This is a genomic window from Christensenella minuta (assembly GCF_003628755.1).
Taxonomy (GTDB): Bacteria; Bacillota; Clostridia; order Christensenellales; family Christensenellaceae; genus Christensenella; species Christensenella minuta.
Genome location: NZ_CP029256.1, coordinates 1,740,897 through 1,763,609 on the forward strand (window position 1 = coordinate 1,740,897; position 22,713 = coordinate 1,763,609).

The 22,713-nt window shown below is 54.9% G+C and carries 21 protein-coding genes; 7 read left to right on the forward strand and 14 right to left on the reverse strand.

The window, feature by feature from the left end; all coding sequences use genetic code 11:
- Positions 1 to 49 precede the first annotated feature (49 nt).
- From B1H56_RS08245 to B1H56_RS08265, 5 genes are all read right to left on the reverse strand, one after another.
- The gene (locus B1H56_RS08245) at positions 50 to 3,385 is read right to left on the reverse strand and encodes a UvrD-helicase domain-containing protein (protein ID WP_169797796.1); all 3,336 of its coding nucleotides are present in this window, start codon (positions 3,383 to 3,385) and stop codon (positions 50 to 52) included.
- A 60-nt stretch (positions 3,386 to 3,445) separates the two neighbouring features.
- Positions 3,446 to 6,664, reverse strand: coding sequence for a PD-(D/E)XK nuclease family protein (locus B1H56_RS08250; protein ID WP_066523112.1), 3,219 nt, complete (start codon positions 6,662 to 6,664; stop codon positions 3,446 to 3,448).
- Positions 6,665 to 7,112: 448 nt separating this feature from the next.
- The gene (locus tag B1H56_RS08255) at positions 7,113 to 7,346 is read right to left on the reverse strand and encodes a hypothetical protein (protein WP_046442406.1); all 234 of its coding nucleotides are present in this window, start codon (positions 7,344 to 7,346) and stop codon (positions 7,113 to 7,115) included.
- Between the two features lie 144 nt (positions 7,347 to 7,490).
- Positions 7,491 to 7,988, reverse strand: coding sequence for a hypothetical protein (locus tag B1H56_RS08260; RefSeq protein ID WP_066523114.1), 498 nt, complete (start codon positions 7,986 to 7,988; stop codon positions 7,491 to 7,493).
- Between the two features lie 7 nt (positions 7,989 to 7,995).
- On the reverse strand, positions 7,996 to 8,847 hold the full coding sequence (locus B1H56_RS08265) for a substrate-binding periplasmic protein (RefSeq protein ID WP_066523115.1): 852 nt from the start codon (positions 8,845 to 8,847) through the stop codon (positions 7,996 to 7,998).
- A gap of 274 nt (positions 8,848 to 9,121) precedes the next feature.
- Here B1H56_RS08265 and B1H56_RS08270 point away from each other — a divergent pair, with 274 nt between their 5' ends.
- Positions 9,122 to 9,835 carry an SGNH/GDSL hydrolase family protein gene (locus B1H56_RS08270; RefSeq protein ID WP_066523116.1) on the forward strand — a complete coding sequence of 238 codons (714 nt, stop codon included), beginning with the start codon at positions 9,122 to 9,124 and terminating at the stop codon, positions 9,833 to 9,835.
- A 184-nt stretch (positions 9,836 to 10,019) separates the two neighbouring features.
- Here the strand turns inward: B1H56_RS08270 and ispE are convergent, their stop codons facing one another.
- Complete coding sequence (gene ispE / locus B1H56_RS08275; protein WP_066523117.1) at positions 10,020 to 10,877, reverse strand: 4-(cytidine 5'-diphospho)-2-C-methyl-D-erythritol kinase; 858 nt, start codon at positions 10,875 to 10,877, stop codon at positions 10,020 to 10,022.
- Positions 10,878 to 10,993: 116 nt separating this feature from the next.
- Between ispE and B1H56_RS08280 the strand changes: the two genes are divergently transcribed.
- Together B1H56_RS08280 and B1H56_RS08285 are read left to right on the forward strand one after the other, a co-directional pair.
- The gene (locus B1H56_RS08280; protein ID WP_066523118.1) at positions 10,994 to 11,851 is read left to right on the forward strand and encodes a class I SAM-dependent methyltransferase; all 858 of its coding nucleotides are present in this window, start codon (positions 10,994 to 10,996) and stop codon (positions 11,849 to 11,851) included.
- Positions 11,848 to 12,519: an RluA family pseudouridine synthase gene (locus B1H56_RS08285; RefSeq protein WP_066523120.1), complete on the forward strand. Its 672-nt coding sequence runs from the start codon at positions 11,848 to 11,850 to the stop codon at positions 12,517 to 12,519. The genes B1H56_RS08280 and B1H56_RS08285 overlap by 4 nt, the downstream gene beginning before the upstream one ends.
- Before the next feature lie 45 nt (positions 12,520 to 12,564).
- On the opposite strand, the gene B1H56_RS08290 is transcribed toward B1H56_RS08285, so the two are convergent.
- A complete protein-coding gene (locus B1H56_RS08290) occupies positions 12,565 to 13,473 on the reverse strand; it encodes a pseudouridine synthase (protein ID WP_066523122.1) in 909 nt (302 codons plus the stop codon).
- Positions 13,474 to 13,632: 159 nt separating this feature from the next.
- On the opposite strand from B1H56_RS08290, the gene B1H56_RS08295 reads away from it, so the two are divergent.
- From B1H56_RS08295 to B1H56_RS08310, 4 genes are all read left to right on the forward strand, one after another.
- Complete coding sequence (locus B1H56_RS08295) at positions 13,633 to 14,148, forward strand: nitroreductase family protein (RefSeq protein ID WP_066523123.1); 516 nt, start codon at positions 13,633 to 13,635, stop codon at positions 14,146 to 14,148.
- 105 nt (positions 14,149 to 14,253) lie between these two features.
- Positions 14,254 to 14,586 carry a PadR family transcriptional regulator gene (locus B1H56_RS08300; RefSeq protein WP_066523124.1) on the forward strand — a complete coding sequence of 111 codons (333 nt, stop codon included), beginning with the start codon at positions 14,254 to 14,256 and terminating at the stop codon, positions 14,584 to 14,586.
- A complete protein-coding gene (locus tag B1H56_RS08305; protein WP_066523125.1) occupies positions 14,583 to 15,116 on the forward strand; it encodes a permease prefix domain 1-containing protein in 534 nt (177 codons plus the stop codon). Before B1H56_RS08300 ends, B1H56_RS08305 begins: the two co-directional genes overlap by 4 nt.
- A gap of 19 nt (positions 15,117 to 15,135) precedes the next feature.
- The gene (locus B1H56_RS08310) at positions 15,136 to 15,555 is read left to right on the forward strand and encodes a hypothetical protein (RefSeq protein ID WP_066523126.1); all 420 of its coding nucleotides are present in this window, start codon (positions 15,136 to 15,138) and stop codon (positions 15,553 to 15,555) included.
- A 107-nt stretch (positions 15,556 to 15,662) separates the two neighbouring features.
- Here B1H56_RS08310 and B1H56_RS08315 read toward each other — a convergent pair whose 3' ends face one another.
- From B1H56_RS08315 to B1H56_RS08350, 7 genes are all read right to left on the reverse strand, one after another.
- Positions 15,663 to 16,151: a GNAT family N-acetyltransferase gene (locus B1H56_RS08315; protein ID WP_066523130.1), complete on the reverse strand. Its 489-nt coding sequence runs from the start codon at positions 16,149 to 16,151 to the stop codon at positions 15,663 to 15,665.
- The gene (gene dnaB, locus B1H56_RS08320; protein ID WP_066523131.1) at positions 16,148 to 17,527 is read right to left on the reverse strand and encodes a replicative DNA helicase; all 1,380 of its coding nucleotides are present in this window, start codon (positions 17,525 to 17,527) and stop codon (positions 16,148 to 16,150) included. Before dnaB ends, B1H56_RS08315 begins: the two co-directional genes overlap by 4 nt.
- Positions 17,520 to 17,963, reverse strand: a complete 444-nt coding sequence (rplI, locus tag B1H56_RS08325; RefSeq protein ID WP_066523132.1) for a 50S ribosomal protein L9 — start codon at positions 17,961 to 17,963, stop codon at positions 17,520 to 17,522. The genes dnaB and rplI overlap by 8 nt, the downstream gene beginning before the upstream one ends.
- A 4-nt stretch (positions 17,964 to 17,967) precedes the next feature.
- On the reverse strand, positions 17,968 to 19,923 hold the full coding sequence (locus B1H56_RS08330) for a DHH family phosphoesterase (RefSeq protein ID WP_066523133.1): 1,956 nt from the start codon (positions 19,921 to 19,923) through the stop codon (positions 17,968 to 17,970).
- 257 nt (positions 19,924 to 20,180) lie between these two features.
- The gene (gene rpmA, locus B1H56_RS08340; protein ID WP_066523135.1) at positions 20,181 to 20,435 is read right to left on the reverse strand and encodes a 50S ribosomal protein L27; all 255 of its coding nucleotides are present in this window, start codon (positions 20,433 to 20,435) and stop codon (positions 20,181 to 20,183) included.
- A gap of 35 nt (positions 20,436 to 20,470) precedes the next feature.
- Positions 20,471 to 21,067, reverse strand: a complete 597-nt coding sequence (gene rplU / locus B1H56_RS15160) for a 50S ribosomal protein L21 (protein ID WP_066523136.1) — start codon at positions 21,065 to 21,067, stop codon at positions 20,471 to 20,473.
- Positions 21,068 to 21,180: 113 nt separating this feature from the next.
- Entirely contained in the window at positions 21,181 to 22,710 is a 1,530-nt protein-coding gene (locus B1H56_RS08350) for an Rne/Rng family ribonuclease (RefSeq protein WP_066523137.1), read from the reverse strand.
- Positions 22,711 to 22,713 lie beyond the last annotated feature (3 nt).

Below are 22,713 nucleotides of genomic sequence, written 5' to 3' on the forward strand. Positions count from 1 at the left end.
TTTTCCTAAAAGCGCAGGCCGCTTTTACACGGTGATGTCCCGCACTTTACTACAACTCCATGCACTTTTGCAGCCGCAGGAAATACAGGTATTTTTCTTTTACAGGGATCCCTGTGATTTCGTGCAGGGCACGCGCGTACAGCTCGAGCTGCACCGCGTATCCCTGCGCCGTTTCATCAACCGTTTTCTCTGTCACGCGGTCCGTCTTATAATCCACCAGCACCCATGCGTCCTCCAAAAACGCAAGATCGAGTATGCCTTGCACAAGCATTTTTCCAGTTCCCTCGTAGCCGATGCTGTCCGCTTCTACCTCAAGGTTGAAGGGCTGTTCGCGCAATACCTTGCCCGCCTTCTCGATCCGCGCATAGAGCGGCGTCTCGAGAAAGCCGCGAATCCAGTCCTGGTGGCTCATTACCGCTTCATATTCCTGCCGGGTGAGCAGCTTTCTCGCCAGCATGTCCCGCGCGGCCTCCTCTATTCCGGCCGCTGAAAACACGGCGCGTTCCATCATGCTGTGCACAAGCGTGCCCAGGCGTGCTCCGGTGATCTCTTCGTCTTCGTCCGGGAGCACGGGCGTAAGGAAATGCCGGATGCTTTTCGCCTGCTTCACCGCGCTGACCGATACCTTGGCCGGCACTGCGTCATAGGGTCCCGCGCTCAAAAGCTCCGCCTGGGCTCCAAGGCCGCGCAGGCGCTCTATCTCCTCGGACACGTCTGGCAGGCCGCGCTCATCTTCTTCCCGCTTCCCGTCTATGGCCTCCACCGGTATCACATCGTCCGCATTGGCCGCCATGATCCAGTCGAGCATGGATTTCGCGTCTTCATAATTCCCCATATCGCGCATGAGCTGCCACCGCTCCCGCGCGCGCTCCATATCGCCCACGCTGCCTGCCAGAACCAGCCGTTCCCGCGCGCGCGTCATCGCCACATAGAGAACGCGCAGTTCTTCCGACAGATATTCACGCCGAATTTGCCGTTTGGCAAGCTCAAGCTCGGCTGTCGGACGGCGCAGCAGTTTTTCTTCGTCGATATATTGCGCCACGAGGCCAAAATCCGCATGGATCAGCATTCTGTTTTTAAAATCCTGTACGGTAAGCGTACGCTCAAGGCCCGCCACATAGACGATGGGATATTCGAGCCCCTTAGAGCCATGAATGGTAGTAATATGTACGCAATCCGCGCTCCCCGTGCGCACCGCCGCCTTGAGGTAAGCTCCGTCCTTCTTTTTGATCTCACGCAGCGCCCGCAGCAGGAGATAGAGACTATTTTCCTGCCGCCCAAGCTCCGCCGCCATCGCGAGAAATTGTGAAAACACCGCCTGCTTCATCTCCCCGCCCGGAGTACACGCGAGATAGGTTTCAAAATCGAGCTCTTGCGCCATCCGGGCAAGGAACTCCGGAATGGAAAGCGAGACCGCACATGTACGCAGGAAGCCGAGCCGTGCATAAAGGAAGCGCAATTTTCCCGCGAGCGGATCGTCCCGCTGCGCATAGCGTTCCGCACTCCTGTAGAACGGCTCCTTTGCCGGGCCGTCCGCAACGCGTATCTGCGCAAAGTCCTGTTCGTCCATACCTCCGATGAACGAACGCATCACGGAAAGCAGCGGCACGTCCTGCTGCGGGTTATCCACCAGCCGCAGCACGTTGACAAAAAGCTCGATTTCCTTTAAGTCCTTTGCCTGCTCAACGTCTACGGCGCACGGGATCCCACGCTTGTCAAGCTCAGACTTCAAATGGTAAATAAGCTCTCCGCGCGAACGGAAGAGCACCGCGATATCGCCGCATGACACCGGCCGCGGCTGTCCTGTCTTCTTATCCGCTACCGTGCCGGAAAGCTCCCGCTCGATTTCCGCAGCGATCATTTCCGCCTGCACGGCATGCTTGCCGCGGTCCTTGCCATCCTCCACTTTTTCCCCGCACAAAAGGATACGTGCACCGCCGCCGTCCGCGCTCCCGCACAAGCGTTCGCCGTCGTCATAACACACCTCCCCGAGGCGCTCGCACATCACGCGCTCCATGATCCCGTTCACCGCGTCAATCACGCCTTTTTTGCTGCGAAAGTTGTCATTCATCAAAATGAGCTCGCCGCCTTCGGCTTCCCTGCGGAATTCGCGCGCCTTTTCGCGGAAAATAAAAGGGTCCGCCAACCGGAATTTATAGATGCTCTGCTTGATATCCCCCACCATGAACAGGCTTCCCTCGCAAGAGACCGCACGGACAATTTCCTCCTGCACAGGATTGGTGTCCTGATATTCGTCCACAAAAATATATTGATAAGTAGCCGCATACAGCGCGCGCACGTCTTCGTCCTGCAGGGCCCTGAGCGCAAAATGCTCCATATCGGAATAGTCGAGCACATTCGCGTCCGTCTTGTTCCCCGCATAGCGTTCATGGAAAGCGCGCACCAGCCGGATCATGGCGCGCACGTCTTGCTGGGTGTGGGAAAGCTCTTCCTGCACCCGTTCGGCAAAGGGCTCCGCAGCAGCAAGCAACGCTTCCTTCAGCAGCTTGCGCGCTTCGCCATACATTTTCTGGATGCGCGCCTTGCAGCTTTCGTGCAGGCCCTTGACCACATTGGGTATTTTCGCGCCGCCATATCGCGCGAAAAAAGCCTGCGCGCCTTCCGTGCGCACACATTGCCGCATTTCCTTCAGCAGGGCGATACAGATCATATCCTGCGCAAATTGTTTTTCCTCCACGCTACCGGAGACCGCCGCCGCGGCGGCGATCCAGGCCTCCGCACGCGAAAGGCCCTCCGCAATACTTTCGTCGTGCTGTCTTCCCAGCCAGGCAATATAGTCCGGATTATTTTTTTCTTCCGACCACCGCGCCCATCCGAACGGATCGGGCTTGCTCATAAGGTAATCATAAATGCGGAACAAATAATCCGCCAGCGTCCGGTCGTCGCCGCGCCGGGTATACCGCTTCAGAAGCTGCAGGAATCCCGCGTCCTCCGCCTCATACAAGTCATCGAACAGTTCGCGTGCCGACGCAGACTTTATCCGGTTCATTTCGCCCTCGTCCATGATACGAACGCCGGGCGAAAGGCCCAAAAGCGCGTAATTCCTGCGCACTACCTTGCCGCAAAAGCTGTGGAAGGTCGAGATATCCGCCGCCGCCACAAATTCCGCCTGGTCGTACAGGCGGCGGCCTCCGCCGCGGGCGCCCTCCTCGCGCAGCTCGCGTGCGATACGCTGGCGCATCTCCGCCGCCGCTGCGTTCGTAAACGTCATGACAAGCATCGAGCGCACGTCGCCCCCATTTTCTATGATGCGTACTACGCGTTTTGCAAGGACGCTCGTCTTGCCGCTGCCCGCTGCCGCGGACACAAGTACGTTCTTTGTCTGTGTTTCGACTGCCCTTGCCTGTTTTTCCGTTAAATTCACGTTTCTCTCCACACCGCTCTTCCCGAATTCCCGCATATTGCCGCTGCGGGCTTTGCCTGCTTATTCCGCTTCGCTGCCTTCCGCCCCGCCGAGCAAATCCTCCCGGGTTACTTGTTCAATGACGCGCGGCCTGTTCCCCGCGTAGGCTTCGTCAAACATACACACGCCGGAAAATTCGCAATAGTCGCAGCCCGTCCGCCCATCCATCAGGTAAGGCCGTATCTGCGTGTTGCCCTGCCGCATTCCGTGCACGGCGCCCTCCACCAGTTCTTTCGTAAAGGAAAGAAGCGTGCCGACCTCCCGCGCGGAAAACATCCTTTCTTTGGTGCCCTGCCTCATTTCGCCGTCTTTTTTCCGTCTGAGGGCGATGGTCACGACCACGTCCCCCTCTCCGCCGTAAAGCTTTTGCGCGGTATCGAAATCCACACCGCATATGCCCTCCATATCAAAATCCTCTTCCGGCACTTTCCCTTCTCCGCTGAACGAAGGAAGATGAATCCTGAAATAATTCGCGCCCGCAAATTGCGCGTTGCCCCCCAGCAGCTCCGCCCCTGCCATGATATAAATCATCAGCTGCAAAGACAGCCCCCCGGCGAGCTCGCGCAGGGAGAAATGCGGTTCCCCCGTCTTATAATCCACAATTTCAAAATAAAGGGTACCGTCCATCTCCGCCGCGTCGATCCGGTCGATTTTGCCGGTGAGCGTAAGCCCGTCCGCAAACTCTTTTTCAAACCAACATTCGCTTTCCCGCGGCTGCAGCGCCGACTTGCCCGACTGCCTGCGGATGGCATGCGCCGCCAGCCGGACTTCCCGCTCCACCGCGCGCAATACGTTTTCGTTGTGCTTATTGAGCGTATATTTGCTCTGCTCTTCCCGTGCCTGCGATGCACTGTGCGTAAGATATTCGTCGAACCTGCCGTCCGGGACGTCCGCCCACCGCTCCCCCGTTTCGCGGAAGCGGCTGGTCAGCGTCTCGAGTATTTTATGCGCATAGTTGCCTACGTCAAGCGGATCAATGGTGTATTCCCGCGGCGGGACAACCTTAAGCCCATAACCGATAAAATGCTTGTACGGGCATTCATAATACTTTTCAAGCCTGCTTGCGCTTCCCTTCATTTCCCGATACAGCTCCGCCGCCGTTTCCGGCTTCAGCTGCCGCGCGGCATTCGCGCTGCGGACTCCCCACAGGATCGCGCGCTGCCGCTGCGGGAATTCCCCATCCCGCAGCACAGCGGAAGCAACCTCCTCCGCGCACGCCAGTCCCTGTCCGCTGCCAAAGGAACGAAGGGCCTGCGCCGTTTTTAGGTAAGCGTTTTGCTTGAGCGTCAGGGCAAGCTTCCCCGCCTCATTCTGCCGGATTCCGTCGAACAGCTCGCACACCTTGCCAAGCAGGGGCGATGGCTTTTCCCGCCCGTCGTCTACAAAGCTCAGAAAAAGCTTCTCCTCCGGTTTGGTGAATGTCTTCAAGATCGCCAGCTTTTGTTTTTCCACGTTGCCCGTGAAGCGCAGCCCCGCAAGCTGCGAGAGCAGTAGTTCGCGTTCATAGTCCGCAAGGATGTCCGAGCTCTGTTCGTAATTGGGCAGAATACCGTCGTTTGCGCCAAGCACAAACACCGCCTTTACATCCCCGATACGAATATAAGATATCTCGCCCACGGCAACCTCGTCCGCTCCCGGCGGGATCACCCCCACCTTCTGCGCCCGCAGCCCCGTCTTCAGCAGGCCCACAAGCTGACGCTTCTTCATAGATGTACCGCCAAGTATCTCCCGCGCCTGTGCCAGGATACGCATTGTCTTATCCGCCACCTGCGCATTCCATTCCGCGCTTTCCATAAGTCCGGCCTTCTGCGCCCGGGCAAACTGCCTGTTCAGCTTTTTGGCTGCCTCCAGCCTATCCATATAGTCTGCCGCACAGCCAAGAAGCTGCCCTGCCGTTTTGGCTTTCTTCGCATCCTCCCGCAGTTTGAGGAGCGGCTCCATAAGTTTCTCCCGCGCCTGTTCCGCCGCCGCTTCCCGGAATGGAAAGGTAAAAGCAAACCCATCGCGCACATTGGAAAATACATAGTTTTCCATCGCGCAGACCTCATATTCCGTAAGATCGCACAGCCCTGTCTTTGCATGGGCGATTAGGGTGTCTTTTTTCAGCTTGCCCTGCATGAGTTCTATCGCTGTAAGCAGAAAGGTGCTGAACGCGCATTGGTCAAGCGTCCGTTTCTCCCCGGCAAAGCAGGGCACGCCCGCCTGCCTGAAGACCCGCGCGATTGCTGGAACATACCGTTCCGCGCTTCCGCAGACCACTGCCATATCGCGGTAGGCATACCCATATTTTTGGTTCAGCCACACCACCTGCGCACACACCGCCCGCACCTCTTCCTCCACGTCTGCGGCGCGCGTGATGCTCACGTCCCGTGCGCGCCCGGACTGCTCGGCGGGGTAGGCATACAGATTTTTTTCAATATGCAGGATATCCGGCGAAACATCCCGCTCCTCCGTTACGATTTCCGTTTTAAGGCCAAGCTTCATGGCATCCGCAAGGAATTTATCCCGGTTCTCGTTACAGATTTCATAAGTCCCAGCGTCCGCCGCACCGGCAGGCGCATAATAAAAAGACATCACCGTATCCTTTGCCGTGCGCATCAGCGCCTTTATAAACCGCACCGTCTGTGCGTTGTAAATGTCGAATCCATGGATCACAAGGTGCGAACGCCTGACAAAATCCGCTTCCGGGATATGGTCGATCACGAGGTTGATCTTATCCTCCGTATCGAAAAGCCCTTCCGATTTTTCATTGAACCGCTCGTATAAACGGGCGATATCCTTCAGCTTCTCGCGCGTGGCGGCGTGCTCCGTTGTTATCCCAAGCAGCATATCAGGCATAACGTCGAGTGTTTTCAGTTCGGAAATCAGGTCCGCAAGCTGTACCGGCAAGTCGCTTTTTCCCACGCAGCGCGCAAGCGCCGAAAGCTCCGGCGCTTCTTCGTCCAGAATCGTGCGCAGGAGCATACTTTTCCCCGCCGCGTCGATGCTTGTAACCGTCCTGCCGTACGTGCTTTCCAGCACGCGGTCTGCAACGCGGGCCGGGCTTTGCACGCATACGCCCATCAGCCCCTTTGCGTGCAGGGCGCGCATCAGCTGCTTCTCCGTAATATAAGTGGATTGCGGCGGTACCACAACAAGGACTTCCGCAAGCGGGTCCCGTTCCGCAATTTGTTTGATTTTTAAAGCGACCCGTTCGTCCCGCTGCGACGCAGTACGCCCGAGCACAAAGGTAACGCCCATAAACGTTCTTTCTCCTGATCCCGGTTTATTTTATCTCAATGCGGTCCCGGCACCAATTCAGCGGCCCGCAGGCATACCGCAGATCAAACGAAAAACGACTTCCGTTTTTTGTTGTTCTGTAATATTATAGCATGGACCCGCGCCAAATTTTGTGAAATCATGTAATTTTTCCCTGCCGCTTTCCGCCGGGGTCTGGCAATACCGGTTGGCGGCCAGGAGACGCGCGGGCAGGCGGTACGGCCCGCCGCGGAACGCTTTTGCCGCGCTTCCTCCCGTTTAAAGCCGCTGCCGGCGGGCCTCCTTGCGCTCCCTCCGCCCCGCGGATTTTATGTCTCCCGCAGCGCCGTGAACGGGGGGCCGAAATGCCCGCGCATACCCCCAAACAAATATAAACAAAAAAGGCTATTGTCTTTTAAAAGACTCTAGCCTTGGTGTTTCGTAAGGGTTTTTAACCTCTTACCAGATAGTTCAGCAAGAGATTTAAATCCTCGGGCTCGGATACGATCAGATCCAGTTCGTCGATCTGTGCGTCCTTGAACATCTGCGTCAGTGCGATGTACTGGCACAACGTCGATTTCAGGTTTAACCTGTCGCCTTCCGACGTAACCAGTTCTACCTTGCCCTTGCAGTCTTTGAGAAGCTCAAAGAATTTCTGCGGTTCGCTAATGTTTTTAATCTTCACTCCGTTTGTCCTCCTGACACATTTTATTTGTGGGTTCCGGGGAGTTTTGGAGCTCACCCTATGTGCTAATAGTAACACACAGCCCTACCTAATGTCAATATAACCACTTTCGCGGCGCGCTAAACAATTTAATGAAAATTCCGCTTATAAAAAGAAATGAAAGAGAATCAGCAGCGCCACAATAGCGCTCCCGAAGACCGCGACCAGCACCTTCACGGCCCGCAGGCCGGAGCGGTTCTTTTTTTGTCCCGCTTTTTCCTTTTTTTCGAGCTTGCTAAAGAAGGAAGCCTGCGTTTCTTCTTCCTTGCGCGCACAGTCTGCCTGCTGGCGTTCGATGGCCGCAAGCCGTCCGTTCGTTTCCTCCGAGTAAAGGTCGATTCGTTTTTTCAGGTCTCCTGTTTTTTCAAGCAGCGCATAACGAATCTGCATCTGCTCCCGCTGCATTGATTCCATGACGGCAATCATCCCGCTGACGAGCCGCGCCGAATTTTCCACCAGTCCGCGCATCCTGCTTTCCGCCTCCGCCATGCTCCTGCTCTGCGTACGGATTTCCTCGATCAGCGCCGGAAGCTCTTCCAGCTTATTCATTTGCCGGGCAAGCCTTTCCAGCTCCGGCTCGTATCCCTGTTCCATGTCCCTCATCAACGGATCATATCCCCCATTTTTGTTCCAGCGCGAACGTAGTCCCGTCTTCTGCAAACTGGTCGATCACGCGGTTGAATTCTGCTTCCACCGCACTCTGCCCCGTAGGAAGCATAATGCTGTATCCCACCTCATACGCCGGCTCCGCAAGGATTCGGTAGCCCGCGTTTTCAAACTGTTTCGACATAGCGCGCGGCATGGCGATCGCCGCGACGCGCCCCGCGTCCAGATCGATCGTCGCGCTTTCAAAATCCGCATACCGCAGGATTTCAAAATCAAGCCCCTGGCTTTCCAAATGATCCGCGAAGTCCGAGGAAGGGACCGCCGTCGCGAAAAGCCCGATAGAGTCGCTCTCGATGTCGGCAAGCCCCTGGGCACGCGAATCCGCCCGTGTCACGACTACTACGTCATCCGTATAATACGGCTTCGTCAGCGTAAAGCCCTTCGTTTTATCCGTCCCGTTCGTAAGTAGCCCGAGCGCAATATCCACCGTTCCATATTTGATGGCCCCGCCCGCCTCCTGCGACGTGAGCGGATAATATTCGTACATTTTCGTCTGCCCGCCCAGCAGTTCGTTCAGGATCGTATCGATATAATCCCGGTCAAAACCGACAAGGTTACCATTTTCGTCCACACTGCCAAAGCCTTCGATATCCGTGCGCAGCCCCACCTTGACCGTATCGCGCGTCATCAGGAAACTGGATTCAAAGCCCTGCCTGGCCGCGAGGTTCATCAAAACAAGTACCACAGCCACGACTGCAAGCGCAGCGCACAGGAGTGCGGTCAGTTTTTTCTTATTTGCTTGTACAAACCTGCGCGCCGGCGTATCGCGGCGGCGGTCCCTGGAGTATTTTTTCAAACCGTATCTCCTTGATTTATTATAATGATTATAATGATTTTTTCTTCCTTTTTCAACAAACGCGTACAAATGAAATTCTGAATTCTTTTTGAACGCCCTCCCGTTTTCGGCGCAGAACCCTGCCCCAGACACTTTTTGTCCGTTTGCCCTTGTAAAAATACTTTTAAAATGTTAAATTGAGGTTACTATTGTTAGGAAACGACAGGCCGCGCCGCACCCTGGAAAACGCCTGGCATGGACGGCCGTGTGCGGTTAAGCAGAAAAGGACAAATCGATGGCTCAAAAATTTGTTGAATCTATTCTGGTGATGGGGGATTCCGTCGCCAAAGGCGTTGTATTCCACCCGGAAAAGAAACGTTATGTTTTCTCGAAGGACGGATTCATCCGGCGGCTGAAAGCCATTCTTCGTCCGAGCGTCCACGACCTTTCAAAGTTCGGGACGACGTCGGATTATGGACAGCGTATCCTGTCGGAAAAGCTTACCGACCTGAACCCCGACTTGGTGCTGATCGAATACGGCGGCAACGACTGCGACTACAAATGGGATGAGGTCGCCGAAGACCCGATGGCGGTGCACCTGCCCAATACTCCTTTGAAGGTGTTCGAGGATAATATCCTGCGCATGGTGCAGTCGCTGAAAAAACTGAATAAAGTTCCCGTGCTGATGAACCTGCCTCCGCTCAACGCCGCCTCCTATTTCCGCTGGTTCACAAAAAACGATCCGCAGCGCGCGCATAACATTTTAAAGTGGCTGCACGACGTATCCAAAATTTACTGGTGGCAGGAAAAATACTCCTATACCATCGAAAAGATTGCGCAGGCAACAGGGGCGCATATGGTAAACGTGCGCGGCGCGTTCCTGCGGCAGCCGAAATACCAGGCGTTAATCTGCGAAGACGGCATTCACCCCAACGGGGACGGGCAGGCGCTGATGGAGAAAACCTTCGTGGACTATATCGTAAAACACGCCGCTTATATGATGGCATGAGGTGAGGATTGCTGCATGCCTGCGAGACACTACACCGTGGTCATTCGCATACTGCAATGGATACCCGCGTCTTTTTCCGCTTATTCCTGCCGGGGAAGGCGCGTTTTTTATTGTCCGGCTGCGTCTGCGCCTTTTTCGCGGCGGCATTTCCGGGCTTTGGGACCCTTTGCACCACACGCGCTGTTCACGGTCCGATTACCCGGAACGCCTCTTTTGTATTCCGTGCGCGTACACAGAAAGCATACCGTCCCAAAAAGGCCGCATACGCCCGTTCCTCTTCTGCCGCATCGGAAAATACTGCAAATACGCAGCTTCCGCTGCCCGTCATCATTGCAAAGCTCGCACCATACTCCATACACTCCTCCAGAAGCGTACCCACTTCGGGGCACAGGGCAGCGCCCGCCGGCAAAAGGGAATTGCCCGCCGCATTGAAATACGCCTCCCGGTCTCCCGCCTCGAGCGCCGCGGCAGCGGTTCCAATATCCGGCGTTACGGCGGGAAGATCGTGGTATTTTGCGTAGGCTGGCCCGGTCATGACGCCCCCTTCCGGTTTAACCAGCAGGTAGGAAAAATCGCAGGCATTGCGCACCGGACTGAGGATCTCGCCGATCCCCCGCGCCCGCATGCAGCCGCCTTTGAGGAAAAACGGAACATCCGCGCCGATCCGCGCCGCGATCTCCTTCAACTGTTCCTGGGAAAGCCCCGCGCCATAAATTTCATTGAGCGCGTTTAACACGGCGCCCGCATCACTGCTGCCCCCGCCGAGGCCCGCCTGCGCCGGGATATGTTTTTTAAGCGTCATCCGTGCGCCGCCGCGTATTCCCGCCGCTTCAAAAAACAGCCGGGCCGCTTTGACGGCGGTGTTGCTTTCATCCGCCGGAATTCCTTCGCATTGCAGGGATACGGCGTCCGCCGGAAATATCTCGAGTTCGTCCGCAAGCGAAATATTCTGCATGAGCATATCCAGCTCGTGCATTCCGTCCGCACGCCTGCCGGTCACCGCAAGAGACAGGTTCAGCTTTGCAAATGCTTCCAGTTTCATAAAACGCCTCCGTTAAATTGTGGCAGAAATATTATAGCATACATGATAGTATCCATGCGCGGGTTTATGTTAAAATAACAGTAATTATAAATTTTAGTTACGTACGAGGTGAAAACGTGTTTTTAACAGATGGATGGCAGGATTATACGGTGCTCGATACGGGCGACGGCATGAAGCTTGAGAAGTGGGGGGATGTGATTCTTTCCCGTCCGGACCCGCAGGTCATCTGGGCAAAGCAGGCCCCGGAATTGTGGCGCGAGGCACACGCGGAGTATATGCGCAGCGACCGCGGCGGCGGCCAGTGGAACTTTTTGCGGAAGCTGCCCGAACGTTGGATCCTTTCATACGGTTCCCTCAGGTTTTACGTACGGCCTACCGGGTTCAAGCATACCGGCCTTTTCCCCGAGCAGGCGGCAAATTGGGATTTTATGGCGGGGATGATCGGCAGGGCCTCCTTCAGGCCGCGTATCCTCAACCTGTTTGCGTATACCGGCGGCGCAACGCTTGCCTGCGCGCAGGCAGGCGCGCAGGTCACGCACATCGACGCGGCGAAAAGCATGAACGGCTGGGCAAAGGAAAACCTCGCGCTGTCCGGCCTTGAAGACCGCCCCGTCCGCATCCTTGCGGACGATTGCCTGAAATTCGTGCTGCGTGAGCAGCGCCGGGGCAACCGCTACGACGGGATCGTGATGGACCCGCCCAGCTATGGACGGGGCGCAGACGGAAAAGTCTTCCGTACCGAGGACGACCTGTTCCATCTTGTAGAAGAGACCGCAAAGCTGCTTTCCGATACGCCCCTCTTTTTTATCATCAACTCCTATACCACCGGTCTTTCCTCCGTGGTATGCAAAAACCTGCTCCGCATTTGTCTGCCCGGATGCGGCGGAACGGTCGACGCGGGCGACCTGTGTCTGCCCATCAAAGGCCAGGAGGTCGTGCTCCCCTGCGGCACGACGACAAGGTGGCATATATGATTCCCCATATCCTCTATGAAGACAACCATGTGATCGTCGCGGTGAAGCCGCAAAATATGCCTTCCCAGGCAGACGCCTCGCGCGATATGGATTTTCTTACCTTACTCAAGCAATATATAAAAGAAAAATATGAAAAGCCCGGCGCGGTTTATCTCGGGCTTGTACACCGTCTCGACCGCCCAGCGGGCGGGGTTATGGCGTTCGCGCGCACCTCCAAAGCCGCGGCGCGGCTGTCCGCGCAGATAAAAGGCCGCTCCTTCCAAAAGGGTTATTATGCGGTCGCCGCAGGCAAGCTGCCGCGCGCAGGAACGCTTGTGGATGAACTTTTAAAGGACGGCAGGACAAATACTTCGCACGTCGTCCCGCAGGGGACGCAGGGCGCAAAGCACGCCGAGCTCTCCTACCGCGTCCTCTCCGAAAGGGAGGGCTATTCCCTTGCCGATATTTCCCTTAAAACAGGCCGCCCCCACCAGATCCGCGTACAGTTTTCCCATGCGGGCGCGCCTCTTGTCGGCGACGCGAAATACGGCGGCGCGGAAAATCCGCTGCTGTGCCTGTGGTCGTACCGTCTTTCCTTCCTGCATCCCACAAAAAAAGAGCGGATGACATTTACGTGCCTTCCGCCCGACCGTTTCCCATGGAATTTATTTGAGCTTCCCACCCTATGATTTTCCTTTCCGCAGGCTCACATGCCCTGCCGCTTTCCCCGCCGCCTATTCAAAGTTTACAAGGGGAAAATCGATATCCCCAGTTTCAATGGTCCTGCCGTTGAGATACTCCAGCATATTATTCACGCCTGTATTGAAGCTGATCTTGTTGGCCCACAGTGCCTGGTATTTGATTCCCAGCTTTTTATTGGTGCGCGCGTCGCCATATAAATGATCCCCCAGAACGGGAAACCCTGCCGCCTCCATATGGGCGCGTTCCTGGTTCAGGTATTGGGTCACCGGCTCGATCTCCACAACGCTGAAAATACCGTTGCTTTCAAGCACGCGGTAGCGCGTATAGATCGGCACCGAGCCCCGCATCTTCTTGGCCGAAACGCGGTACTTGCCGTCGCCGTCCTTCACGTAAAAGTGCTGGAATTCGCCGCGTTCATAATCCGGGCATCCCTTGATAATGGCGCGGAAGGTACGCTGAAGCCGCCGCTGGCGGACAGCCTCGCGGATCGCTTCAAAATATTCCGCATTTTTCGCAAACAACACGAGCCCTCCCGTATAAACGTCGAGTTTGAAGCAGGCAAAGGGTATACAGCCCGATTCCTCAGAATATTCCCCCGCATCGCGCATATAGTTGATGACCATAGACATCAGCTCGGGTGTATTCCTGTCGACCCGGCCCACGACCACGGTGCCCGGCTGTTTGTTCAGCACAACAAGGTTTTTGTCTTCATAAACGATATCGAGCAGCGGAAACCGCTGGAACTCGACGGGAACATACACTTCCACGATATCGCCCGCCTCTACCTCAAAATCCTTTTTTATCAGGCAACCGTTCAGCTTGATGTCCCCGGACTTAATCATTTTCTTCAAATTGACAGAGGCAAGCTCCGGCAAAAAGTCCGCCACGCACTGTGTGATGCGGTACCCCTGGTGTTCCTGCGTGATTTCCAGCTTAATCATGTATGTTTCCCCTTTACGCCCCTAATTGTGCTGCGGCGTTCTTCATCTATACTACATATTGTATTATAGTACCTGTACATGAAATTTGCAAATTGTATGGAGATAAGTTATAGTAAATTTGTTTATGAATAATTCACAGCAGCTTAGGAGGTTTTGATTATGGAACAGTTATCCTGTGTTTTAGGCCGGAGAAGCGTGCGCAAATATACGGATGAGCCCGTATCCAAAGAGCACGAAGATTTATTGCTTTCGGCAGGGTTCAGCGCGCCAAGCGCCAGGAACGCCCGTCCGTGGGAATTCATTGTAGTACGCGACAAAGCGCGCCTTGAAAAATTATCAACGGTACGGCAGCATTGGCCGATGTTGAAAAACGCGGGTCTGGCGATCGTCGTTTGCGCCAACCTGCGCGGTTATCAGGGCTCCAACAAAGACTTTTTTGTTCAGGACTGCGCCGCCGCCACGCAAAACATCCTCATTGCGGCGGAGGGCCTCGGCCTCGGCGCGGTATGGCTGGGGTGCTATCCCACAGAAGAGGGACCCGAAGGGGTGCGCCGCATACTCGAGATTCCCGGGGACATCATTCCGTTCAGTGTGATTTCGGTCGGTCATCCCGCGGAGCATGCAAAGCCGCATCCGCAAATCGTAGCCGAGCGTGTGCATTACGACCGGTATTAAGTCCGTTCTGTAAAAACGCTTGACATACCTTGAATATCTATGTACAATTCAAGCATAGATATTCAAGGTATTTTTATGTTCTGTCAGGGAAAGGAATGGCGGCTTATGAAATTTGATAAAAATATGACCTCGGTAGGAACTTCTCTTTTGATTCTGCACCTTTTGGAAAACAGGGATATGTACGGCTACCAGATCATCAGCGAGCTTGCTGACCAGTCGGACAATATTTTTGAATTCCAAGAGGGTACGCTCTATCCCGTCCTGCACGCCATGCAGAAAGACGGTTATATCGAATCTTATGCGGTTAAAGCAGAAAACGGCAGGCTGCGCAAGTATTATAAGATCACGGAGCGCGGCAAGAAACAGCTGTACGCGAAAAAGCGGGAATGGCGCACCTTCTCCGCGGCAATAGAACAGATGATAGGGAGCAAGGCATGATGAAGCTGCAAAAGACTGCCTGCGATTACATCGATTCCGTATGCCGCAGCATCCGTTCATGCAGGGAGCGCGAGCTGTTCCGCGCGGAACTTTTGGATCACATTGAGCAAAAAACGGCAGAGCTCATGCGCGGCGGAAAGACCCAGGAGGAAGCGGAACGCGCGGCCGTCGGAAGCCTCGGCCCGGCAGAAGCGATCTCAAAGGGCATGAATGCGGTCTACCGTCCGTCGGCAGCCAAGTATATTTTTCTTGCGGCCACACTGTTTCTCGCCTTTTTGAACGCTGCCCCGTGGCTTGCCTTCCTGTTCAATATCCCGAATATGCCGCTCGCGGTTTTTCCCGCTGAAGGCGCTACTGCGGTCATCGGCGGAGCGGACGGCCCAACCAGTATTTTTGTTTCTGCCGGAAGCTGGAGCATGGTCTCTTTTATTCTTCCGCTCCTGCTCATCCTATTCGCGGGCATCACGGTCCGGCTCTTCCTTCGCCCAAAATTTGGCGGTAGGAATAACGGTATGCGCCCGCGCACCTGACAAAGAAAGGACTAACCGTATGAAAAAAATATTTTTATCGCTCTGCTGTATGCTTTGCGCTGTATTCCTCACAGCCGGATGCGGGCTTTCTGCTTCCGTACCGCAGTCCTCTTACCCGCCCGGCACCGTGCGGGAGGCGATCGACGCATGGCCGGAAAACAAATATACGGAAAATATTCCCCGGCCCGAATATGGCACGCCCGATTTTGTTCTTTCCGGAGAATCGGACGGTCATGATTACTATTCCGTTTTTCTTTCCGATATCACGCGGGAGCAGGGAGAGCAATATGTCAGCGTACTCAAGAAAGGCGGGTTCCGCGAGATCGCGGCGGACAGCGAGCCCGCTTCCGCGGGCATCGCATTGTGCAAGGATACTATCCACCTTGGCGTATCCATATCAGACGGAGCGCTTGGACTTTATATCTCGTTCGCATCCTGAAGATTATATGTATGCCGGTATCAGCAAAAATGATGCCGGTTAAAAAAACCGGGCGTTTCTCTGAACCGTCCGGTTTTTTATTCTTCCTTGTCCGCTTTCAAGCTGTTTTATCCCTTTTCCGGGAATATTTCCTTGAAATGCATTTCTTTTCCGCAGCCGCTCTGGAATACAAGTGTTTCTTTCGTAACGCGCATCGGGATATGGATGACTCCCGAGTCTTCCGTTGCCTCTCCGTCCTGCTCGAATCCAAAACCCTCGTAGAATTCCTTTGCGTGCACCTGTGCGAGGATACGCACCTGGGACGGATCAAACTCAAAGGCTTTAACAAGCAGCACCCGCATCATAAGGTCGCCGATCCCCTGTCCGCGTTCTTCCTTCAGCACACACAGCCGGCCTATCCGGAACGTTTTCCCGTCGTGATACACGCGCCCCGTGCCGACCGGCCGCTCCCCATCGTAAATCACGACGTGCATCGCCTGGCCGTCGAACACGTCAAATTCTTCCTCCGGCGGAAATCCCTGCTCTTCTACAAATACTTTTTCGCGGATCATACGTGCGTCGTCCGCAAGCCCGCAGAACCACTGGTTTGTAATCAATACTCCGGCGCCTCCTCTTCATCGTGGACGTAATCCACTTCCATATATTTCGTATATTCGCCCTGCCACTGCATAGAGATCGCGCCTGTTGGGCCGCTTCTCTGTTTGGCAATGATGATGCGCGCTTTGCCCATGTTTTCCGGCGTTTTGTCTTCCGGATAATAATCCTCCCTGTGCAGGAAAATAACCACGTCTGCATCCTGTTCGATCGCGCCCGACTCGCGCAGGTCGGAAAGCATCGGATACCGCGATTTCTTGTCCCGTTTTTCCGACGCACGGGAAAGCTGGGAAAGCAGCAGGATCGGAACATTCAGTTCTTTAGCCATGATTTTAAGTGTACGTGTGATCTGCGCGACCTCCTGCTGGCGGCTTTCCGTCCGGCCGCCAGCCTGCATCAGCTGCAGGTAGTCGATGGCAATCAGGCCGAGGCCCTTGCTCTTTTTGAGGCTCTGCGCCTTGGCGAGCATTTCCGTCGGCGTAATAGACGCGGAATCGTCGATATAGATTTCCGTACCCGAAAGCTCCTTCATCGCTTCGGCGAATTTATTGATCTCTACCGCGCCGATCTTACCCGTACGGGCGTCCTGGCTGTCCACTTTCGCCTGCGAACAAAGCATGCGCGTCGCAAGCTGGTCCGCCGACATTTCCAGCGAAAACACAAGGCAAACCGCCTTTTGCGTAAGGCCGATATACTCCACCATATTCATCGCAAAACTCGTTTTGCCCATGCCCGGACGTCCTGCAATAACGATCAGCTGCCCCCCCTGCAGGCCGGACAGCATCTTGTCCATCAGGGGGAAGCCTGCGGGCAGGCCCATCAGGCCGTCCTTGTTTTTCATCGCTTCACTGATGATGACATAGCTTTGCTGAAGAGCCGCCGAGAGGTGCTGCATCGAGCTTCGTTCATCCTTAAGCGCAAGCCGCAGGATCGCCGTCGCGGCCGTATTTGCGATCTCGCGCGCGTCCTGTTCCCCGCGGTAGCAGTCGTCGGATATCTTCATACAGACGTCGATCATCTCGCGAAGCGACGCTTTTTCCTTTACGATATGGATATAGTGCTTCAGGTTTGCAACCGAAGGAACGGTCATCGTTAGCCCCGAGAGGTATTCCATGCCTCCCATCGGCATATGGCCTTCCTGCTCCAGCTTCTGGCTGACCGTCACCATGTCCACGGCGACGCCTTCGCGTACGAGCTCGTCCATGGCACGAAAAATATTGCGGTGCTGCTGCTGGTGGAAGTCTGTTTCATGCAGCGCTTCCATTGCCTCAAACACACATTTTTCATTCAAAAGCATACTGCCGAGGATGGATTGCTCCGCTTCCAGATTATGGGGGGCGATCCGTCCCTGCGGCGCGTGCACTGCTCCGTCAGCCATCGACAACCTCTATTTTGAATGCGGTGCTTACCTCCGCATAGACCTTGACGCTCACATCATATTCTCCGAGCTCCTTAATATTTGGGGCCGAGATTTTTTTCTTATCGATCGCAACGCCGATCTTTTCTTCCAGCGCGGCCGCGATTTCCTTCGCTGTGATCGCACCGAACAACTTCCCGTTGCCGCCATGCTTGGCGGGAATGGTAAGCGTCATTCCGGAAATGCGCTCCGCGAGTTCCTTCGCGTCCTGCTTTTCCACGTCTTTTCTATGTTTTTCCGCCGCGTGCGCAATCGTCGCAGCGTTCAGATTCTGTGCCGTCGCCTGCTTCGCAAGCTTTTTGGGAAACAGAAAATTACGCGCGTAACCGTCGCTTACATTTACGATATCTCCCGTTTTTCCCTTGCCTTTTACGTCTTCCGTCAAAATCACTTTCATTTGCTTAGCTCTCCTTTTTATATTCTTCAACCGCCTGCCGCAGCTCATGGGCCGCGGTCTGTTTATCGATCCCCTTAAGCTGTGCGCCCGCAATGGTCGCATGCCCGCCGCCGCCAAGCTTCTCCAAAATACGCTGTACATTAATTCCGCCGATCGACCGTCCGGAAATGATGACCGTATCGCCCTGCCTGCATAGCACAAACGAGGCGTTAATTCCGCGGATACCAATCAGCGAATCCGCCGCCTGCGCCGCGAGGAGCTGCGGGTTTTTCACATTATCCGGGCACCATGAGATCGCGATGCCGTCCCTTACTTCCGCGTTCTGCACGACGCTCGCGCGGGTGGAAAAGGTTTCAAGGTCATCCTGAAAAAGGTGGCGGATGGTTGTGGTGTCCGCCCCCAGCTTGCGCAGGTAAGAGGCCGCTTCAAAGGTGCGCACCCCCGTCTTAAACGAGAATCCTTTGGTGTCAATGGTAATTCCTGCCAGCAGCGCTTCCACCTCCAGCGGTTTGATATAGATTTTGTCGGAGAAATACTCGATGATCTCCGTAACCATTTCCGCCGTGGACGAGGCATAAGGCTCAAACAGCGAAAGGGTGGGCGCTTCAATATGCGTGGTCCCGCGTACATGGTGGTCAATCACCACAAGCGTACCTGCCTTGGGAATCAGCTGCGGCGCGATGGTAAAGTCTTCGATCTGCGTATCCACCACGACCAGCATCGCCTGGTCTTCCAGCAGCCGTTCCGCTTCGGACGGAGTCACAAGAACCTCCTTATAATCAGGGTCCCGCTTCATTTCGTCTACCAGCCCCTGCACCGCGGCATTGGATTTATCGAGGACGATATATCCGCGCTTGCCCGCCTGCCGCGCGCACGCATAGATACCAAGGGCTGCGCCCATGCAGTCGAGGTCGGGCACCGAATGTCCCATAATGACGACTTTCTCGCACTGCTCCATCAGGTTTTTCAATGCGTGCGAGAACATGCGCGCCTTTACGCGGGTACGTTTTTCAATGGCCTGCTGTCCGCCTCCATAGAATTTATAACCGCTTTCGTCTTTCAAAACAGCCTGGTCGCCGCCGCGTCCAAGCGCAAGCTCAAGCGCCGCGCCCGCGTTCTTGTTTGCGTCGTCCGGGCTGTTTCCCACGCCCGCGCCGATACTGAGGGTGGGCGTAAAGGCGGCGTTTCCAGTATCGATCCCCTTCACCTGGTTCAGGATCGCAAATTTTCCCTGCATCAGGGAAGAAAGATACCGCCGTTCAAAAAACATCAGATATTTGTCGCGGTCGTACTTCTGGTAAACCCCGCGCAGACCCGCCGCCTGTCCCGCGATGATGCGGTCGATTTCCGCATCGATCTTCGCATGGTCGTTCTGCGCCGTCCCGCGCAAAAGGTCGCCGTATGCGTCCACCTGGATATGGCATACCGCTGTGGTAACGATACGGTACAGGTCGGACGCCTCGTAGGTGTTGTTAACGTCAATCAGCCGGTAGATCGTATAATCTTTCCCGTTGAGTTTGGCCGGGATAACCTCCTTCACATAGGTAACGCTGCCGATCTTCACCTTCCGGTCGGCGGATGGCTTTAAAAGCTGCGGAAATATCCGGAAGATATTGCGTCCTTCGCAGCGCATGTCCGCAAGCATGGAAAAAGCCGGATTGTGCCAGCCGATCGTACCGTTTTTCTTTGTGATGGCAGTAGGCATGGTAACGGCGTTGACATATTTATCGATCTGGTCCGAGCAGTCCGTAAGAATTCTGCCTGCAATGGTGAACCAGCGCTCCTTGCGCAGGGTGGACACAACAAAATAAACCACCACGACCACAAAGATCGCGCTGATGACCGCCGTCCGCACCTGGTGCGGCTCCATCAGCATCGTGATAAGAACCGCGGCTGCAAGCAGTACCAGAATCAAAACCAATTCAGTTGAGATATAAATGCTGCGCTTTTTTTTGCCCATTTTCCCGTTTTCGCCTTTGCATGGCGGCACTTCCCCATAATATAGATAATTCTATCTTATAGCTTTTCCTCCGTTTCGTCAACTCTCGCGGAGGCTTCCTTCACAGCGCAGGATGCCGCGTACGGAGCAGTAAAAGGCATCTGGTCCGTCCTTCGGCAGAGTGCGCTTTTTCCGGAAGCCTTCCGCCCGTTTTCCGCACCGGGAGGGTTTTGCGCATGAAAAAAAGGCACCCCCAAGGGATGCCTTTCCGATGCACTTTAGTTTGCGTAAACGCTGACCTGTTTCTTGTCTCTGCCCTTGCGCTCGTATTTTACGATACCGCTCTCGAGTGCAAACAGCGTATCGTCTCCGCCGCGGCCTACGTTGTTGCCGGGATGGATCTTCGTACCCCTTTGGCGAACCAGAATGTTCCCCGCGAGTACGTACTGTCCGTCCGAACGCTTAATGCCGAGGCGTTTGGATTCAGAATCACGTCCGTTTCTCGAACTACCTACGCCCTTCTTATGTGCCATTGGAATAACACCTCGTTTCTACGTAAATTCCGGGATTATTCTGCCGTCTTTTCGGCAGTCTCTTTTACTTCTTTCTTTGCAGCGGGTTTCTTTTCCGCAGCAGGCTTTTCAGCTGTTTTCTTTGCAGCGGGCTTCTTTTCCGCAGCAGGCTTTTCAGCCGTTTTCTTTGCAGCGGGCTTCTTTTCCGCAGCAGCCGTCTTTTTCACGGCGGGCTTTTTCTCTTCCGCTGCTTTCGGCGCCGCTTTTGCAGCAGCCGTCTTTTTCACGGCAGCTTCCGCCGTCTCGTCCGCTTTCTTTTTCGCAGCGGGCTTCGCCTTTGCCACTTCGGAACCGACCTGCGTGATCTCTACCTTTGTATACGGCTGTCTGTGTCCCTGCTTCTTGCGGTAATCCTTTTTCGGCTTATACTTGAACACAATGACTTTCTTTGCCTTATCCTGCGCAAGAACTTTGCCTTTGACCACCACGTCTGCAAGTACCGGCTGTCCTACCTGGACCGCTTTGCCGTCGGACGTCATAAGCGCCTCAAACGATACCTCGGAGCCAACCTCCGCATCCAGCTTTTCAACCTTGACTACCATGCCGGGTTCCACTTTATACTGTTTCCCACCGGACCTGATGATTGCATACATGACCTTTACCTCCCTTACCCAGTCTCGCCGCAATCGGCCCGTATTCTATGAATACGCGTTTACGCCTATGCGAGCGGCTCAATTAAATATGTTACCATAAGGCATCCGTGCTGTCAACAAAAAACCTGCGTATCGGAAAGCGCGTTTTTGTCGGTCACACGGCTGATAATGATCTGCTCCGGATGTGCGTTTTTCGTACTGCGGATAAAGAAATGCGCATTTTCAAAATGCGGTAGGACCGCCTGGTTCTGGTTGTTGCGCGAAATAATATAATCTGCAAGCGTATCCGAAACATCCACGATGAACATTCCCTGCTCGTCCGGCGCCACGGTGCGGATGATCTCCCTGCGCACGCGCATCGCCATGTTTTCAAGGTTATACACCCTTCCCGAGCCATTGCAGCACGGGCAGGTGGTCTGCGTCAGGGCTGAAAGCTTGCGGCGCGTCTTTTTGCGCGTCATTTCCACAAGGCCAAGCTCCGTCATGCCGAGCACATTTGATTTGGTGCGGTCGTTTTTCAGCGCATCCTTCAGCGCATCCACCACTTTATGCTTATTCTCCTCGGATTCCATATCGATAAAATCGATGACAATGATCCCGCTTAAGTCCCTAAGCCGCAGCTGTCTCGCAATTTCCTCCGCCGCTTCGATGTTCGCGTTCAGGATCGTATCCTGCAAATTGTCTTCCCCGATATATTTTCCGGTGTTCACATCCACCACGGTAAGCGCTTCCGTCTCGTCGATCACAAGATAACAGCCGTTCTTCATCCATACCTTACGCTGGAGCGCCTTGCCGATCTTGTCTTCGATCTCGTAATAGTCGAAAATATTCCCTTCGTGCTCGAACAGCTTCAGACGCTTCTCCATCCCCGGCGAAACGATGTTCACGACCGCGAGGACTTTCTCATAATAATCCTTGTCGTTGATGACAAATTCATCCACATCCGGCGTAAACATATCGCGCACCGTGCGGAACAAAAGCGTTTCTTCCGCATGGACAAGACGGGGCGCCGTCACGAAATCTGCCTTTTCCTGCACCTTCTGCCACAGGCGCACAAGGAATTTCAGCTCCGTTTCGATCTCTTCCTCCGTCGCCTGTTCCGCGAGCGTACGCACGATCACGCCCATGCTGCGCGGTTTCAAACGCGTCAGGAGCTCCTTCAGCTCCTCCCGCTTTTTCTCATCCTCAATCCGGCGGGAAACGCCCACATGGTCGACCGTCGGCATCAAAACAAGAAGCCTGTTCGGCAGGGTGATGTGCGTCGTAACGCGCGCGCCCTTTGTGCCGCCCGGCTGCTTTAAGACCTGTACCATGATCTCCTGGTTGGGTTTCAGCAATTCCTTGATGTTTGGAACTTCCAGCTTTTTTTTGATCGGGGCTTCATCCGCGCCCTCTTCAAAAATAAAGTCCGATTCGTCGCACAGGATGTCGCCCGCATATAAAAATGCGTTTTTATCCAAACCAACATCAATAAACGCCGCCTGCATTCCAGGAAGGATATTGGCGACCCTGCCTTTGTAAATATTGCCGACAAGCCGCTCCTTGCCGCGTGTTTCGACCTGGATTTCCACCAGCTCCCTGCCCTCCATGAGGGCCACGCGCGCTTCGTGCGCATTGGCGTCGGCGATGATTCTTTTCACCATCGT

Excerpts from the sequence above, each read along its gene's own strand:
- rpmA (WP_066523135.1), bottom strand. The coding sequence starts at position 20,435 with ATGGCACATAAGAAGGGCGTAGGTAGTTCGAGAAACGGACGTGATTCT.
- ispE (WP_066523117.1), bottom strand. The coding sequence starts at position 10,877 with ATGAAACTGGAAGCATTTGCAAAGCTGAACCTGTCTCTTGCGGTGACC.
- B1H56_RS08330 (WP_066523133.1), bottom strand. The coding sequence starts at position 19,923 with ATGGGCAAAAAAAAGCGCAGCATTTATATCTCAACTGAATTGGTTTTG.
- B1H56_RS08250 (WP_066523112.1), bottom strand. The coding sequence starts at position 6,664 with ATGGGCGTTACCTTTGTGCTCGGGCGTACTGCGTCGCAGCGGGACGAA.
- B1H56_RS08350 (WP_066523137.1), bottom strand. The coding sequence starts at position 22,710 with ATGGTGAAAAGAATCATCGCCGACGCCAATGCGCACGAAGCGCGCGTG.
- B1H56_RS08300 (WP_066523124.1), top strand. The coding sequence starts at position 14,254 with ATGAAATTTGATAAAAATATGACCTCGGTAGGAACTTCTCTTTTGATT.
- rplI (WP_066523132.1), bottom strand. The coding sequence starts at position 17,963 with ATGAAAGTGATTTTGACGGAAGACGTAAAAGGCAAGGGAAAAACGGGA.
- B1H56_RS08295 (WP_066523123.1), top strand. The coding sequence starts at position 13,633 with ATGGAACAGTTATCCTGTGTTTTAGGCCGGAGAAGCGTGCGCAAATAT.
- B1H56_RS08270 (WP_066523116.1), top strand. The coding sequence starts at position 9,122 with ATGGCTCAAAAATTTGTTGAATCTATTCTGGTGATGGGGGATTCCGTC.
- B1H56_RS08290 (WP_066523122.1), bottom strand. The coding sequence starts at position 13,473 with ATGATTAAGCTGGAAATCACGCAGGAACACCAGGGGTACCGCATCACA.
- rplU (WP_066523136.1), bottom strand. The coding sequence starts at position 21,067 with ATGTATGCAATCATCAGGTCCGGTGGGAAACAGTATAAAGTGGAACCC.
- B1H56_RS08260 (WP_066523114.1), bottom strand. The coding sequence starts at position 7,988 with ATGAGGGACATGGAACAGGGATACGAGCCGGAGCTGGAAAGGCTTGCC.
- B1H56_RS08305 (WP_066523125.1), top strand. The coding sequence starts at position 14,583 with ATGATGAAGCTGCAAAAGACTGCCTGCGATTACATCGATTCCGTATGC.
- dnaB (WP_066523131.1), bottom strand. The coding sequence starts at position 17,527 with ATGGCTGACGGAGCAGTGCACGCGCCGCAGGGACGGATCGCCCCCCAT.
- B1H56_RS08285 (WP_066523120.1), top strand. The coding sequence starts at position 11,848 with ATGATTCCCCATATCCTCTATGAAGACAACCATGTGATCGTCGCGGTG.
- B1H56_RS08310 (WP_066523126.1), top strand. The coding sequence starts at position 15,136 with ATGAAAAAAATATTTTTATCGCTCTGCTGTATGCTTTGCGCTGTATTC.